Here is a 15,261-nt window from a genome sequence, read left to right on the forward strand (position 1 = left end):
AGCAGTGCATGCCGATTGCTTGCCATTGATGAGGAGATGAGATGACGGACTGGGTCAACTGGATGGTCGGCGCCGGCATCCTGGTGGTGGCGGAGCTGTTTACGGGAACGTTTTACCTCTTGATGATCGCCATCGGCCTGGCCTGCGGCGGCCTCGCCGCGCTGCTGGGCTTGTCGGGGCCGGTGCAGACCCTGATCGCGGCGCTCACCGGGCTTGCCGCGACCAGCATCCTGCACCGCAGCCGCTTCGGGCGCCCGGCCAAGACGCAGGCGACGCGCGACCAGAACGTGAACCTCGACATCGGCGGACGCGTCACCGTGCACGCCTGGAACAATGGCCGCGCGCGCGTCATGTACCGCGGCGCCCTGTGGGATGTGGAACTGGGCAGCGGCGCCATTGCCGAGGCCGGCGACTTTCGCATCGTGGAAGTGCAGGGTAACCGCCTGATCGTGGCGAATTCATAAGTAAAGCTGATACAAGATACTCATCTATAAGGGATGCTCATGGAACTGTCCTTCGGTGTAGTGGCGCTGGTCATTTTCGTTATTGCCATCGTGTTCGTGTTCAAGACCATCAACGTGGTGCCCCAGCAGCACGCCTGGGTGGTCGAGCGGCTCGGTAAATTCCACGCGGTGCTGGCGCCGGGCTTGAACATCGTCGTGCCTTTCGTCGACCGCATCGCCTACAAGCACGTGCTGAAGGAAATCCCGCTCGACGTGCCGCCCCAGGTCTGCATCACGCGCGACAACACCCAGCTCCAGGTCGACGGCATCCTCTACTTCCAGGTGACCGACGCGATGCGCGCCTCCTACGGCTCGTCGAACTACATCCAGGCCATCACCCAGCTGGCCCAGACCACGCTGCGCTCGGTGATCGGCAAGATGGAGCTGGACAAGACTTTTGAGGAGCGCGACCACATCAACACCACCATCGTCAACGCCATCGACGAGTCGGCCGCGAACTGGGGCGTGAAGGTGCTGCGCTACGAGATCAAGGACCTGACGCCGCCGGCCGAGATCCTGCACGCGATGCAGCGCGTCTCCCCCCTGGTTTATAACTAGTTATTTAAAATCAATGAGTTAAAATAGTACGCTGTACTAAGTAGTAACTAATTCGCGACTTCTAGCCTCTAGCAAAGCTCTCGCGGTCTGCTGCACCACAGTTACGCGACCTAGACGATTCGCTAACAGTACAAGCCCGCTACGAGGGGGCTGATGCAATGAACGGTAGGTGTGGTCCCTGCCAAAGGTGAAGAGACAACGAACAAGAACATGGAAAATATCGAATCCAGCGCTCAACTTGCTAGTGAGTCGTATGAGTAGGCTAAAGTCCGCTTACTGGGAGTATTCGAGAGACGCACATGCCTTTGCAACCGTACTCTGGACATGAACTGGCAGGTGACCGCTCGACACCCCGGGGCGTCTAGGGGATATCTATGAGCAACCGCAGCGTTGTGAAGACACTGTAAAAGTCAGACAGAAATCGGAATGGTGGAGGCTTTTCTGCGATCGCAAACTGGCTTTCCCCTAGCCACCTGTTTCGCCTTATCAAATTGGGCCTAGCATTGAATCTATGGAGAGGAGCGCCGTAGTTTGTTTAACAAAGCTTTATGGAATTCGCTAATTCGTTTCATCTCGATAGACGACTACCCTAAACTACCCTGTCCAAATTGCAGTACCGTAGCGCTTGAGTTGGACGGGCACACTTTCGAATATCGTATTTTGCCGCATGGCGCAATCTCCGAAGACTATCTCGCTCGTATGCTTCCGTTGGGCGGGCAAGGATTAAGAGAAATCTATGAGCAAAATAATGTACTAGGGGTGAGCAGGGAAAACGGAAAAAATCGGGCGTTAAGCCTCTGGGAGCTGAGGTACGGGTTTGAGGTATTGGTACAGGGTCTCCCGACTGATGCCGAACTCTCGAGCAAGCGTGGCTTTTGGCTCGCCGGCACCCGCGCGGCGGCGCAGCTCGACAACTTGGTCATCCACCAGGGCTTTCTTACGCCCGCGGTATGCGCCGCGCTGCTTGGCCAGCGCGATCCCCTCTCTCTGCCGCTCCCGGATCAGCGCCCGCTCGAATTCGGCAAAAGCCCCCATCACCGATAGCAGCAGGTTCGCCATCGGCGAATCCTCGCCAGTGAAGGTCAGGCACTCCTTCACGAACTCGATGCGGATGCCTCGCTTGGTGAAATGCTGCACTAGGCGGCGCAGGTCGTCCAGATTGCGGGCCAACCGGTCCATGCTGTGCACCACCACCGTATCTCCCTCGCGCACGAATGACAGCATGGCATCGAGCTGCGGCCGCAGAGTATCCTTTCCCGACGCCTTGTCGATGAACTGCCTATCCACCTGGACGTTATCCAGTTGGCGTTCCGGATTTTGGTCGAAACTGCTGACCCTGATGTAGCCGATACGTTGACCATGCAAGATAGGTCTCCAAGTGGCGAAAGTGTCAGGGCAACTCTATGACCCTTCGCAGCACCTGTCAAGAAATTAAGAATCGCACTCTATCCTGACTAAGCCATTTAGGCTGGCCTGACATCAGGTTAGGGTATAGCTCATCCTGACGGCGGCAACTCGCAAACGTTCGGCGGTCGGCATGGCAGCAAGCTGCGCGTCTAGGGCAGCCAGCGCCTCGCGCCGGCGTTCACCGAGCTGACGCAACACGGCAAGCTGCGCGGCGGCTTGGTCGCCGTCCGCCGCATCGAGCGCCCGGCACAGCCGCGCCAGGACGTCCAGACCGATACCGGCTTCAAAAGCGGCGCGCACGAAGCACAGGCGCTGCAAGGCGGCAGTGTCGAACAACCCATAGCCGCCCGTGGTGCAGGCCACCGGCCGCACTAAGCCACGCACCAGGTAGTCGCGCACGGCATGCACGCTCACCCCGGCGTCATGGGCCAGTTGCGACACCGTGTAGGCACTCATCGCACACCTCCATGTCGTCACCCGGCGCAGCAAGAAAGCTGCTTTACATCCTTGTTGAACGTCTGCGCCGCCAGCTTCAGCCCTTCGACCATCGTCAGGTACGGGAACAACTGGTCGGCCAGATCCTGCACCGTCATGCGGTTGCGAATCGCCAGCACTGCCGTCTGGATCAGCTCGCCCGCTTCCGGTGCGACCGCCTGCACGCCAATCAAGCGCCCGCTGCTGGCATCGGCCACCAGCTTGATGAAGCCGCGGGTGTCGAAGTTGGCGAGTGCCCGCGGCACGTTGTCCAGTGTCAGGGTGCGGCTGTCGGTCTCGATGCCGTCGTGGTGCGCTTCCGCCTCGCTGTAGCCCACGGTCGCCACTTGCGGGTCGGTGAACACCACGGCCGGCATCGCGGTCAGGTTCAGGGTAGCGTCGCCACCGGTCATGTTGATCGCGGCGCGGGTGCCGGCTGCTGCCGCCACATAGACGAACTGCGGCTGGTCGGTGCAGTCGCCGGCAGCGTAGATGTCGGGTGCGCTGGTGCGCATGCCTGAGTCGATGACGATAGCGCCTTGCGGGTTGACCGTGATACCCGCTGCGTCCAGCGTCAGGCCGCGCGTGTTGGGCGTGCGGCCGGTGGCAATCAGTAGCTGGTCGGCGCGCAGTTCGGCGTGCGCCGTGGTGAGCACGAATTCGCCATCCGCATAGGCGACCTGGCTGGCCTGCGTGTGGTCCAGCACCTCGATACCCTCCATGCGGAACGCGGCAGTGACGGCTTCGCCGATGGCCGGGTCTTCGCGGAAGAACAGCGTGCTGCGCGCCAGGATTGTCACCTTGCTGCCCAGCCGGGCGAAGGCTTGCGCCAGTTCCAGGGCGACCACCGACGAACCGATCACGGCCAGCCGCTCGGGAATCTTGTCGCTGACCAGTGCTTCGGTGGAAGTCCAGTAGGGTGTGTCCTTCAAGCCGGGAATGGGTGGAATCGCCGGGCTGGCACCGGTAGCGACCAAGCAGCGATCAAACGTCACTTCGCGCTCGCCGCCATCCGCCAGGCGCACCGTTAGGGCGTGCCCGTCCTTAAAACGAGCATCGCCGCGCAATACGGTGATGGCAGGATTGCCGTCCAGGATGCCTTCGTATTTGGCATGGCGCAGTTCATCGACGCGCGCTTGCTGTTGGGCCAGCAGCCGCTCGCGCAGGATCGCCGGAGGTGTGGCGGCGATGCCGCCATCGAACGGGCTTTCCCTGCGCAGATGGGCAATGTGGGCGGCGCGAATCATGATTTTGGACGGCACGCAGCCGATATTGACGCAGGTGCCGCCGATGGTGCCGCGCTCGATCAGGGTCACGTGCGCGCCTTGTTCAACGGCCTTGAGCGCCGCCGCCATTGCGGCCCCGCCGCTACCGATCACTGCGACATGCAGTGCATTGTTATCGCCGCTCGCCTTGTCGTCGCTGCTCAGCCACTCGCGCATCTTGCCGAGTAACCCGCCGGGCGTCGAAGTGGGCGGGGCATCGGCAAGCGTGGCCCGGTAGCCGAGTCCTGCTACGGCGGCGGTCAGCGCATCCGGTGATGTGCCCGACAGGGTGGCAAGTTGCGCCGTGCCCTTCGGATAGGACACCAACGCCGACTGCACGCCAGGCACTTTTTCCAGCGCTTCCTTGACATGCACCGCGCACGAGTCGCAGGTCATGCCGGTGATCTTCAAGTAAGTCATGAATTCATTCCTTTTCTATATTGGCTGCCGGCTCACGCCGTCAGCCTTGTTTAGCGGGGAGTTCGCAGCCGTCCGGGTCGCAACGGCGATGCGCCGGCGACACAAAATCCCAAATCGACACCCCGACCATGAAGGCTAGGCCAACGTAAAGCAAAGGCGCGGTCGGCAGGCCGTAGAACCGCATCAAAATCGCTGCGAGCAACGCGAGCAGCGGCCCGATGGCGCCAAGCGCGGTGCGCTGCCACTGCCGGTGACTCCACCAGCCCAGCGTATTGGCCAGCAACGCCAGCGCAGCAAACAGCGGCAACAGTGTTGTAATGAACAGGTGCTCGTACTGGCTCAAGAAGCCCAGCCCGATGGCTGCGCCAAAGCTGGCGAGCGCCGGAAAACAGGCCGTGCAGCCCATCGCGGAAACGACCGTGCCTAGTGCGCCGGCCTTGTCGCCAATACGTGTTATCAGTCCCATAATGTTGTGCCCTGGTCCGGTTCAGAGGATCATTACTTGACGCTGGACCGATAGCCCGCGTCCTCGGTCGCCTTGGTCAGCCTCTGCACACTGGTCTTGGTGTCGTCAAAGGTGACGACCGCTTCACGTTTCTCGAAGGTCACGTCAACTTTGCTGACACCTTCAACCTTGGAAATTGCCTTCTTGACGGTGATCGGGCAGGTGGAGCAGGTCATGCCAGGGACGGACAGCGTGACGGTCTGAGTGGCGGCCCATACGGGGGCAACAACAGCAGCGAGGACGAGGGAGGCAAACAGTTTTTTCATGATGAACTCCGGTGATTAATAGAAAAATGGCATGACGTAGGGAAATCCGAGCGCGACCAGAACCAGCGCGGCCACGATCCAGAAAATGAGCTTGTAAGTAGCTCGCACTTGGGGAATCGCACACACATCCCCTGGTTTGCAGGCTTGCGTCGGTCGGTAAATGCGCCGCCAGGCGAAGAAAAGCGCCACCAGCGCCACGCCGATAAAGATGGGGCGATAGGGTTCCAACACCGTCAAGTTGCCGATCCAAGCGCCGCTGAACCCCAAGGTGATCAGAACCAGCGGCCCCAGGCAGCAGGCCGAGGCGAGGATGGCGGCCAGTCCGCCGGCGAAGAGTGCGCCGCGCCCGTTTTGTGGTTCAGACATACGCTTGTCCTTTCGAATCTAAACTGGATAGGGTAAGCTTACTTCCGTAGTTATGTACGGAGTCAAGCGAAATGGAAAGCAATTTGGAGAATTTGACCATTGGCGTTTTTGCCAGGGCGGCTGGGGTCAACGTGGAAACGATCCGGTTTTATCAGCGCAAGGGCTTGTTGCCCGAGCCGGACAAGCCCTATGGCAGCATTCGCCGCTATGGCGAGGCGGATGTAACGCGGGTTCGGTTCGTGAAATCGGCCCAGCGACTGGGCTTCAGCCTGGACGAGATTGCCGAGCTGCTGCGGCTGGACGATGGCACCCACTGCGAGGAGGCCAGCAGCCTGGCCGAGCACAAACTTCAGGATGTGCGGGAGAAGATGGTCGACCTGGCGCGCATGGAGGCCGTGCTATCCGAGCTCGTGTGCGCCTGCCACGCGCGGCAAGGGAACGTTTCCTGTCCGCTGATCGCGTCGCTGCAAGGGGATAAAGAACCACGCAGTACCGACGCTGAGTAGCCGAGAGTAGCTGCACGCCTTAGCGTGCTTTATTTTCCGTTTTCTGAGGCGACCCCACGAAGAACGCAATGCTCAGTCGCCTGCCCTGGAAAACTGCCGCCGGCAATACCCAGGGCTCAATCTGGCCACACCAGGCTGGCAGGGCTTGGTTTATTTAGAGAAGCTAAGAATCTTACGTGAGGGGCGGGGAAATCGATTCACGCAGCCGCGAACTGAATCTTCCCTTTTCTAGAATATTTCCTACTCTTGGGGCTTGCGCAGCTCCCTGAACCCGCCTTCGGCTATACGCTGCTGGCGCCACACATAGTCCCCGGTCAGGTTGATGTGCTCCCAGCCCAGCGGTGACAAAAATTGCAGCATACCGTCGTCTGGCAACTTGCCTTTCTCACGTAAGGCCTGCGTCGCCCGCTCCAGGTAGACCGTGTTCCACAGTACGATTGCGGCCGTCACCAAATTCAGGCCGCTGGCGCGGTACCGCTGCTGCTCAAACGACCTGTCGCGGATCTCGCCCAGCCGGTGGATGAATACCGCCCTGGCCAGCGCATTGCGCGCTTCGCCTTTGTTCAAACCGGCGTGTACGCGTCGGCGCAGCTCGACGTTCTGGAGCCAGTCCAGGATAAACAGCGTGCGCTCGATCCGCCCCAGCTCGCGCAGCGCGATCGCCAGGCCGTTCTGGCGCGGGTAGCTGCCTAACTTGCGCAGCATGAGCGACGCTGTGACGGTGCCGTGCTTGATCGAGGCGGCCAAGCGCAGCACGTCGTCCCAGTGTGCGCGCAGATGCTTGACGTTCAGGCTGCCGCCGATCATCGAGCGCAAGGCGGGGTGATCGCCCACTTTGGCCGGCACGTACAGCTTGGTGTCTCCCACATCGCGGATGCGCGGCGCGAAGCGGAAACCCAGCAGGTGCATTAGCGCGAACACGTGGTCGGTGAAGCCGGCGGTGTCGGTATAGTGCTCCTCAATGCGAAGGTCCGATTCGTGGTACAGCAGGCCGTCGAGCACATAGGTCGAGTCGCGCACGCCGACGTTGACCACTCTGGTGCTGAACGGCGCGTACTGATCGGAAATATGGGTGTAGAACAGCTTGCCGGGCTCGGCGCCGTACTTGGGGGTTGATGTGGCCCGTGCTCTCGGCCCGGCCGCCCGCGCGGAAGCGCTGGCCGTCCGACGACGACGTTGTGCCGTCGCCCCAGTGCGCAGCGAAGGCGTGCTTGAACTGGGCGTTGACCAGTTCAGCCAGGCCGGCCGAATAGGTTTCGTCCCGGATGTGCCAGGCCTGCAACCAGGACAGTTTCGCGTAAGTGGCGCCGGGACTCGATTCCGCCATCTTGGTCAGGCCGAGGTTGATGGCGTCGGCCAGGATCGCGGACATGAGGAACGTCCGGTCCTTGGCCTGCTCCCCGCTCTTAAGATGGACAAAGTGGCGCGTGAAACCGGTCCAGTCGTCCACGTCCATCAGCAGTTCGGTGATCTTGATCCGGGGAAGCATGCCGCTGGCGAAGTCAATCAGCGCCTGGGCCTCGTCCGGCACGACGGCGTCCTGTGGGATGATCCTCAGTCCTGTCTCAGTAATGATCGCATTGGGCAGTTCGTTCGTCAGCGCGAGCCGGTTGGCGGTGGCCAGTTGCTGTTCGAGCAAGAGCAAGCGGTCGTGCAGGTACTGGTCGCAGTCCTGGTTGACCGCGATCGGCAGCTCGCGCGCTGATTTCATCGCCCAGAACTTTTCCGTGGGTAGCAGGTATTCCTCGAAGTCCCGGAACTGGCGCGAACCCTGCACCCAGATGTCGCCCGACCGCAACGAATTCTTCAGCTCCGACAAGACGCAAATCTCGTAGAAGCGGCGGTCAAGACCGTCGTCGGTGATGACCAGGGGCTTCCACCGCGCCTTCACGAACGCGATCGGCGCATCGTCCGGCACCTTGCGCGCCCCGGTCATGTTCATCTCGCGCAGGACGTCGATCGCGTCCAGCACCGCTTGCGCCGCTGGCGCAGCTTTAAGCCGAAGCACATCGAGGAACTCAGGCGTATAGCGCCGCAGGGTGCTGTACTGCTCTCCCACCAGGTGCAGGTGGTCGAACGTCTCGGGCTGGGCCAGTTCTGCCGCCTCGGTCACGCTTTGCGTGAAGTCTGTCCACGGCAGCACGGCCTCGATCGCGGCATACGGGTCCATGCCGGATTCCTTGGCCTCGACCAGCGCGCGCCCGATTCGGCTGTACAGGCGCACCTTGTCGTTGATGGCCTTGCCCTGCTTCTGGAAGTCCTGCTGATGCTTGTTCTTGGCCGCGCTGAACAGCTTGATCATGATGCGGTCGTGCAGGTCGACCAGTTCGTCCGTCACGGTGGCCATGCCTTCGATGGCCAGCGCCGCCAGTGTCGCATAGCGCCGCTCATCCTCGAACTTCGCCAGGTCGCGCGGCGTCATCTGCGCACCCTCGCGCGCCATCTTCAGCAGGCGATTCTGGTGGATCTGGCGGCCAAGCCCCTCCGGCAGTGCCAGAGACTGAAACACCTTGAGCCTTTCGATGTGTTCGCGCATGTAGCGGGAATTGGGCTTGAGCGGAGACTGGCGCAGCCACACAAGCCAGGTGATGCTCATGTCAGGCGCCACGTTGAGCAGGTTGTCAAGCGAGCGCTTGTGGTGCCGCTCCAGCGGATCGATCAGCGCGCGGTAAATGCGCCGGTTGGCCCGCGTCACGGCCTCGGCGCAGGCCCGCTCGATGACAGTGAGCGCCGGCAGGATGATGCGCTTCTGGCGCAGCGTTTCAAGGGAATGCGCGGCGAGGACCATCGCCTTGTCGGTCTGCATAGCGAGGTCGGCCAGGCTGTCCACCAGCTTGCGGAAGTCCGGCAGGCCGAAGACTGACAGTCCCAGGTAGGCGCGCAGCTCGTGCAGGTGTTCGTTGCGCGTCTTCTCCCGCTCGCCGTATTCCGGCCAGGCGCCGGCGTCGCTGCGCACCTGCTTGGCGATCCAGTGCAACACCGAATCCGGCAGCGCGGTGTCGCTGGCAAGCGCGTAGCCGGGATAGCGCAACAGGCACATCTGGACCGCAAACCCAAGGCGATTCGCTGCCCCGCGCCGCTGCCGGATCAACGCCAGGTCGGCATCCGTGAAGCTGTATTGCTGAATCAAATCATCCTGACTTTGTGGCAATACCAATAAGCTGTCGCGTTCGGTATCGGACAGCAGTGAGCGGCGTGGCATTCGGTCCGATCCTTCGCTGAAAGGTTTGTGTGGTGCGCCGGTAGAAGGATCGCCCTGACAATGGTTCGCATCATTCGAACCCATTAAATTTAAAAAGGTAAAGCGCTTTACGTTTTTGTCTTCCGTGTTTTCGGACTGGCTCCGGCGGGTTTCTTTTTCAAATCCGCGTTCTCGCCCTCCAGCTCGCTAACGCGAGCCTCCAGCCGCTCATTCGCCTGGTGGGCATGCTCCAGGCGTTCCACCACCATTTCCAGTTCAAACTGCCTGCTGCTAGCTAACTCGCGCGTCGCCGTCAGTCCTTCCGTGGCCTCGTACAGCTTGCGGGCTTGCTCCCTGGCCGCGTCTCGCTGCTCGTGCAATGTGTGTTCCAGCTGGGCCTTCTCGCTCCGCAGCACGGCCAGCGCCTCGCGGCCGTCCTGGAAGTTGGCGCGCAGCGTGGCCGCCTCCTGTTCGGCGCGGGCAATCCGCGTTTCGTAGGCGTGCTTGTCATCCTGCCGCTGGGCCGCGCTCGCCTCCTGGAAGTGCTCGAACTGGCGCCGCGCCTGCGCCAGCTGGTCCGCCAGCTCCCGGACCTCGGCCGTGCGGTCGGCCAGGCGCTGGGCCTGCCCCGCCTTTTCTGATTCTAGGGCGGCGATCGCCACCGCATCTTGATGCCGGGCAGCCTGCTCGCGCGCGAACGCCGCCATTACGCTGTGCAGTTCGGCTTTCAGGGCTTCGCGCTCTATGCCAAGCTGGCGCACCTCTTCGCGCAGCGCCTCCGCCGCTTGTGCGACTTTATGTGCCGCCAGCTGGTGCTCAATGCGCAGCTGCTCGACCTGAACCTGCGCGCCTACCTGCACCCGGTCGTAGACGCCCTTGATCGCCTCCAGCAGATCGGCCGGCACGCCCGCGCCCGCCGCCGCGACCTCGCCTTCGTGCTGCGCCTTCCATTGTTTAAGCATTGGCGCGATCGTGCTCTTGCTGCCGGTGCCGCCCAAGGCCTCGCGCACGGTGTCGACGGTGGCGTTCTTGCCGGCGGCGGTCAGCTGGGCGGCCGCCTTGGCGACGTGGGAGTACAGGATACCGGCTCTGGCCATGATCGCTCCTTGGATAAGATAACGTGCGGTGTAATACGTAATGGTACGTTATATTACGATATAAAATCGATCCGAAATGATTCAGTAATTAGGCTCGATAATGTAGATTATCGACACCGATGCCGATCCGCAGCGTGCTATCCTGCGTAACCCCCGTTACAAGCCCGACCGCGAGCAACACAGCCATGGCCACCCCCGAACCCGCCGACAACGGCGCCGAAAATAACGATGCACACCCAGCGTCGGCGCTGCACTCTGCCGTTACAGCTGTGGACGCCGTGCTCGCAGCCCAGCACCGCGCCGTCCTGGCCGCCGCCACGGCCGACAACACGCGCCGGGCGTACCGGTCCGCCGTAAACCACTACCTGACGTGGGGCGGCGTGTTGCCGGCCGACGAAGCGGCGATCATCCGATACCTGCTCACCTACGCGCCGACCCTCAATCCCCGCACCTTGGCGTTGCGCCTGACGGCACTGTCGCAGTGGCACGTCCACCAGGGCTTCCCCAATCCGGCTTCGACACCGACCGTACGCAAGACACTGACGGGGATCGCACGCACGCACGGCCGCCCGAAGAAGAGGGCCAAGGCCCTTCCAATCGAGGACCTGGAACGTATCGTGGTGCAGCTGGTCAGCGCCGGCACGTTGAAGGCGACGCGCGACAACGCACTTTTGCAGATCGGTTTTTTCGGCGGATTGCGGCGCAGCGAGCTGGTCGCCATCGAGGTCGGACATATTGGCTGGACACCCGAGGGCATCGAGATCATGCTGCCGCGCTCGAAGACTGACCAACTGGGCGAAGGGATCATCAAGGCGATCCCGTACAGCGACGGCCCTTGCTGCCCGGCGGCGGCGTTGCGCGCCTGGCTCGACGCCGCCGACATCATGGCCGGACCGGTGTTTCGGTCTATCAGCAAGTGGGGGACGGTGGCCAGCGCCGCTCTGGGCGTGGGCAGCGTGAATACGATCCTGGAGGATTGCGCGACACTGGTCAAACTCGACTACGTGCTAGACCTGTCTAGTCACAGTCTGCGGCGTGGCATGGCCACCAGCGCGCACCGCGCCGGCGCCGACTTCCGCGACATCAAGAAGCAAGGAGGCTGGCGCCACGACGGCACGGTCCATGGCTACATTGAGGAGGCCAGCCGGTTCGAGGATAACGCGGCCGGCAGTCTGTTGCGTAAGCGGGTCAAACCGGCCTGATTTGTCTCAGCGCCCGCTTGCCCGTTGTTGAAAAGCAGCACCGGCCGGCCCCCGACTGTGCCGGGGCGAGCGACGGCATGGCGCGAAGCACGTCCCCGGCGGGCATGCTCAGTAAAGGCGTCTACAGGAAGGGGATGGCATCAAATTCATTGCGCCAGGACATAATGCGCCAAGGCCATCGCTTCGCCCTCGCTCAGTTGGGGGAAAGCTGGCATCGGTACAGGCCCCCATTTGCCAGCGCCGCCCGCTCGAATATTCCTCGCCACCAGTGATACCGCGTCTGCCTTGCCCTTGTACTTTGCCACCACTTCCTTGAATGCCGGCCCGACGACCTTTTTGTCGATCGAATGACATCCCATGCAAGCATTTGCGGCAAGCAACGCTTTCGTATCGATTGCTGCGGTGGCGCCGGCCTTCGGTGCAACTGCAGCTGGCTTTATCGCCGCGTTCGCAATCGGCACTGCGTTACTGCGTTCGGCACCGTAGGTCTTGACCAGGTAATCGACCATGTCCGGGATATCCGCGTCTGAGAATTGCGCACCGAACGGTTTCTTCATCTTTCTCACGGTGGCATCCCAGTAGCCGCGCGGCGATGTCGTGGGCTGCGACTGGATGTAATGGACCGAGTGACATGTCATGCAGTTGCGCTGGGCCAGCGCATATCCCGGCAACTCGCTGGGTTTGAAGACAGCAGTTTCAGGCGGAAGCTGAATGTCGAGGGCGAAAGCTGGGGCCGCAGCCATCAGACTGATGGTGAACAGAGAGCAAATCAGTGGATGTTTCAATGTGGTTCCCCTTATACCGCGACGACGCGCGTCGATTCGACCACATTGCGCATGTAGCCGGCAGGGTTCCACAGGGCGCTCGCGGGTTGGCCTTGACCGATCCGGTTGCCCGCCCGAACCAGCAGTTCGTGGTTTCCTTTTTGTTTCGGCGTGAACGCCGCGCTCCACTCTCGAAAAGAGTAGCGCCCCAGGTCCTTGCCCAGTTGTGCGGCTTGCCAGTTCTTGCCACCGTCGGACGAAAACGCCACCTCATTCACGCCGTAGCCGCCGTCGAACGCAATCCCGCGCACCACCGTCTGGCGCCCGACCTTGACGTGCATGCCGTCGGTCAGGCTGGTCACGAACGAGCGCACGTTGAGGCGATTGATCGGGACGGTCTTGGTCGGCGCCTTTCCCGGCTCGGTACAGGCGCACTGATTGTCGGGGATGCGATAGGCCGTGCTCATCCAAAATCCGTCGAATACCTTGTCGGTCACGGTAATGTCGGACAGATGCTTGACCCAATAGGTGCCGTAGTAGCCGGGCACCACCAGGCGCAGTGGGTAGCCATTCAACATCGGCAGATCGGCACCGTTCATTTGCCAGGCCAGCATGACTTCGCCGTCGAGCGCATGGTCGATATTGAGCGCCTTCATGAAATCGGGCCCGTCGCCAACGGGCGGCGTGTCAAGGCCGTTGAACGAGACCTGTACCGACCCGGCCTTGACGCCGGCCTTTTCCAGCACCTTGCGTAGCGGCACGCCAGTCCAGCGTGCGTTGCCCATGGCACCATTCGATAGCTGGCCGCCGTTGGCGCGCGGCGACAGGTGGCCGCGGCTGTTACCGGAACACTGGTTCACGGCAACCAGTTCGGTGGCGTCAGCCATTTGTTTGAGGTCGGCGAGCGAGAGCTCCAGCGGCGTATTAACATTGCCGCCGACTTTGAGACGGTATGTTTGCGCATCGATCGCGGTGGGAATGCCGCTCCAGTGATATCGGACGAAAAACGCATCGTTCGGCGTAATCACCGATTCGTTGAACACACTGAACGGAGTTTCCAGCTGCGGCGGACGGGCGGTCAGCAGGATCAGCGGCCGCTTTTGAGGATACACGACCAGTTCGCGCTCGCCGTTTTCAAACGGCAGCGTGACGTGGCCTGCCTCCGCCGCGAGCGCGCTCAATACCGGACTGCCGAACACGCCGGCGGCACCGAGCGTGCCGGCCTGCCTCATAAAGGAACGGCGCCGCAACGCCTCCGCCGTCAATATCAACGAGTTCTTCGCCATACTGGTCTCCGTTATTATTGTGAAATCGGCTAGCTCGATACTGCCACAGTATTGTCGTGATTTGCTTACTGCACGCTACTCAATACGGCTTTTTGTGGATCGACGGCCACGTCCCCTTCCATCACCAGGATGCGACTCGCCGTCGCGGCCTTGTCGTTGAGGCTGTTGCTCACGGCGCGCATCGGTCCGATCGCAGTGCCGTTCGCCATCCCCATCGGATTCGTCTTGAAACTGGCCACCGGCGCGGCTTGGCCGGTGACGTACACGCTGTACGCGGTCTGCGGCTTGAGTTTGAACAGCGACACTTCCAGCGCGTCCACCACGCCCAGGTTACGGGCCACAACGAATCCCTTGGCCTCGCCGGCAGCGGGTTTAAGCGCAATGTTGATTGGCTCGCTGTTGGCGCGCGGGACCAGGTTGGTCATGCCGTCGCCGTGCGGCACGGCGTTCGAAACGTACACCAGTGCCTGCGGCGCCTGGCCGACCGGTGCGCGCGCAATCACCTTGTTGGTGGCGCTGTCGATGACATCGACCGCGTCGCCGTTTTCAAGTCCCACATACAGACGTGTGCCGTCGTCGGAGGTCCAGATGCCGTGGGGCAACGCGCCGGTAGGGATCGTCGCAACCAGCGTCGGCGTGGCGTCGGTGGTGTACACCTTGACGACATTCTCACCGCCGATCGTTACGTAAGCACGGGTGCCAGCCGCAGTCTTCGCGAACGCCAAGTGGTTGGTAATGAAGCCGGTATCGATGACGCCCTTTACTTCCAGGCTGGCAGTATCGATGCGCGTCACTTTGCCGGCATCCTTGTGCGTCATCCACATTTCCTTGAAATCAGGGGTGAACTGAAGGAACGGCGAGAACGGGCTGACGACCTTAATGTGCTTGATGACCTTGTGCGACTTCATGTCGATCACGTCGACCACGGGATTGAAGCTGGAGACGACGAACGCCAGCTTGCCGTTCGGCAGGAACTGCACCATGCCGGGGCCGGCGGTCGTCTCGATCCGCTTTTTCTCCTTGAAGGTGACCGGGTCGATCACCGAGATGTAGTCTTCGCCGCGCACCACCGCCCAGACTTCGCGGCCGTCGGCAGTGAAAAACCCTTCATGGGGCGAGCGACCGATATAGGTGATTCCTTTGACCTTGTTGGTCGCCGTGTCGATGAATGCCACCGAGTTAGAGCCGTTTGAAATGGCAATCAGGGTCTTGTGGTCGGGCGAAAAGCCCAGGCCGTGCACATTGATCTCGCCCTTGTATAGCGGCGACAACACGTCCGGACGCTGGTTGCCCAGTTTGATCTGGCCGAGCAGCAAATTGGTCGCCGGGTTGATCACTGAAACGGTATTGGTATTCTGGTCAGCGGTGTAGACGCGGTCTTGCGCGCCAGGAGCGGCAAACGCGGAGGCGGTGAGCAGGCTGCTGACGGTCAACGAGAAAACGCAGTGACGGAGTTGCATG

General features: G+C 61.7%; 13 protein-coding genes and 2 pseudogenes. 4 read left to right on the top strand and 11 right to left on the bottom strand.

Going from position 1 to position 15,261, the window contains the following annotated elements:
• Positions 1-41 precede the first annotated feature (41 nt).
• The gene (locus ACSUZJ_RS11140) at positions 42-464 is read left to right on the top strand and encodes an NfeD family protein (protein ID WP_499416077.1); all 423 of its coding nucleotides are present in this window, start codon (positions 42-44) and stop codon (positions 462-464) included.
• Positions 465-503: 39 nt separating this feature from the next.
• Positions 504-1,034: pseudogene (locus tag ACSUZJ_RS11145) on the top strand (paraslipin); the annotation flags it as partial.
• 816 nt (positions 1,035-1,850) lie between these two features.
• Here ACSUZJ_RS11145 and ACSUZJ_RS11150 read toward each other — a convergent pair.
• From ACSUZJ_RS11150 to merT, 6 genes are all read right to left on the bottom strand, one after another.
• Positions 1,851-2,426 carry a recombinase family protein gene (locus ACSUZJ_RS11150; protein ID WP_499416079.1) on the bottom strand — a complete coding sequence of 192 codons (576 nt, stop codon included), beginning with the start codon at positions 2,424-2,426 and terminating at the stop codon, positions 1,851-1,853.
• 114 nt (positions 2,427-2,540) lie between these two features.
• Positions 2,541-2,924 (bottom strand): mercury resistance co-regulator MerD, encoded by a 384-nt coding sequence (gene merD, locus ACSUZJ_RS11155; RefSeq protein WP_499416081.1) that lies wholly within the window; start codon positions 2,922-2,924, stop codon positions 2,541-2,543.
• Between the two features lie 17 nt (positions 2,925-2,941).
• On the bottom strand, positions 2,942-4,627 hold the full coding sequence (merA, locus tag ACSUZJ_RS11160; protein ID WP_499416083.1) for a mercury(II) reductase: 1,686 nt from the start codon (positions 4,625-4,627) through the stop codon (positions 2,942-2,944).
• Between the two features lie 40 nt (positions 4,628-4,667).
• Positions 4,668-5,093, bottom strand: coding sequence for an organomercurial transporter MerC (gene merC / locus ACSUZJ_RS11165; protein ID WP_499416085.1), 426 nt, complete (start codon positions 5,091-5,093; stop codon positions 4,668-4,670).
• Between the two features lie 32 nt (positions 5,094-5,125).
• Entirely contained in the window at positions 5,126-5,398 is a 273-nt protein-coding gene (gene merP, locus ACSUZJ_RS11170) for a mercury resistance system periplasmic binding protein MerP (protein ID WP_499416087.1), read from the bottom strand.
• A 15-nt stretch (positions 5,399-5,413) separates the two neighbouring features.
• Entirely contained in the window at positions 5,414-5,764 is a 351-nt protein-coding gene (gene merT / locus ACSUZJ_RS11175; RefSeq protein WP_499416089.1) for a mercuric ion transporter MerT, read from the bottom strand.
• Between the two features lie 71 nt (positions 5,765-5,835).
• On the opposite strand from merT, the gene merR reads away from it, so the two are divergent.
• Positions 5,836-6,270: a mercury resistance transcriptional regulator MerR gene (gene merR, locus ACSUZJ_RS11180; protein ID WP_499416091.1), complete on the top strand. Its 435-nt coding sequence runs from the start codon at positions 5,836-5,838 to the stop codon at positions 6,268-6,270.
• 240 nt (positions 6,271-6,510) lie between these two features.
• Here the strand turns inward: merR and ACSUZJ_RS11185 are convergent.
• Both ACSUZJ_RS11185 and ACSUZJ_RS11190 read right to left on the bottom strand, forming a co-directional pair.
• Positions 6,511-9,472 (bottom strand): annotated as a pseudogene (locus ACSUZJ_RS11185) (Tn3 family transposase).
• 107 nt (positions 9,473-9,579) lie between these two features.
• The gene (locus tag ACSUZJ_RS11190; RefSeq protein ID WP_499416093.1) at positions 9,580-10,548 is read right to left on the bottom strand and encodes a DNA-binding protein; all 969 of its coding nucleotides are present in this window, start codon (positions 10,546-10,548) and stop codon (positions 9,580-9,582) included.
• Between the two features lie 185 nt (positions 10,549-10,733).
• Between ACSUZJ_RS11190 and ACSUZJ_RS11195 the strand changes: the two genes are divergently transcribed.
• Positions 10,734-11,750 (top strand): tyrosine-type recombinase/integrase, encoded by a 1,017-nt coding sequence (locus tag ACSUZJ_RS11195; protein WP_084416635.1) that lies wholly within the window; start codon positions 10,734-10,736, stop codon positions 11,748-11,750.
• 146 nt (positions 11,751-11,896) lie between these two features.
• Here ACSUZJ_RS11195 and sorB read toward each other — a convergent pair whose 3' ends face one another.
• The 3 genes from sorB to ACSUZJ_RS11210 all read right to left on the bottom strand — a co-directional run bounded on the left by sorB (position 11,897) and on the right by ACSUZJ_RS11210 (position 15,260).
• Entirely contained in the window at positions 11,897-12,535 is a 639-nt protein-coding gene (gene sorB, locus ACSUZJ_RS11200) for a SorB family sulfite dehydrogenase c-type cytochrome subunit (protein ID WP_499416096.1), read from the bottom strand.
• 11 nt (positions 12,536-12,546) lie between these two features.
• Positions 12,547-13,746: a SorA family sulfite dehydrogenase catalytic subunit gene (sorA, locus tag ACSUZJ_RS11205; RefSeq protein WP_370660048.1), complete on the bottom strand. Its 1,200-nt coding sequence runs from the start codon at positions 13,744-13,746 to the stop codon at positions 12,547-12,549.
• Positions 13,747-13,865: 119 nt separating this feature from the next.
• Positions 13,866-15,260 (bottom strand): YncE family protein, encoded by a 1,395-nt coding sequence (locus ACSUZJ_RS11210; RefSeq protein WP_091874567.1) that lies wholly within the window; start codon positions 15,258-15,260, stop codon positions 13,866-13,868.
• Between the last annotated feature and the right edge of the window lies 1 nt (position 15,261).

It is taken from the genome of Telluria sp. B2 (assembly GCF_051789535.1).
In the GTDB taxonomy this organism is placed as follows: domain Bacteria; phylum Pseudomonadota; class Gammaproteobacteria; order Burkholderiales; family Burkholderiaceae_D; genus Telluria.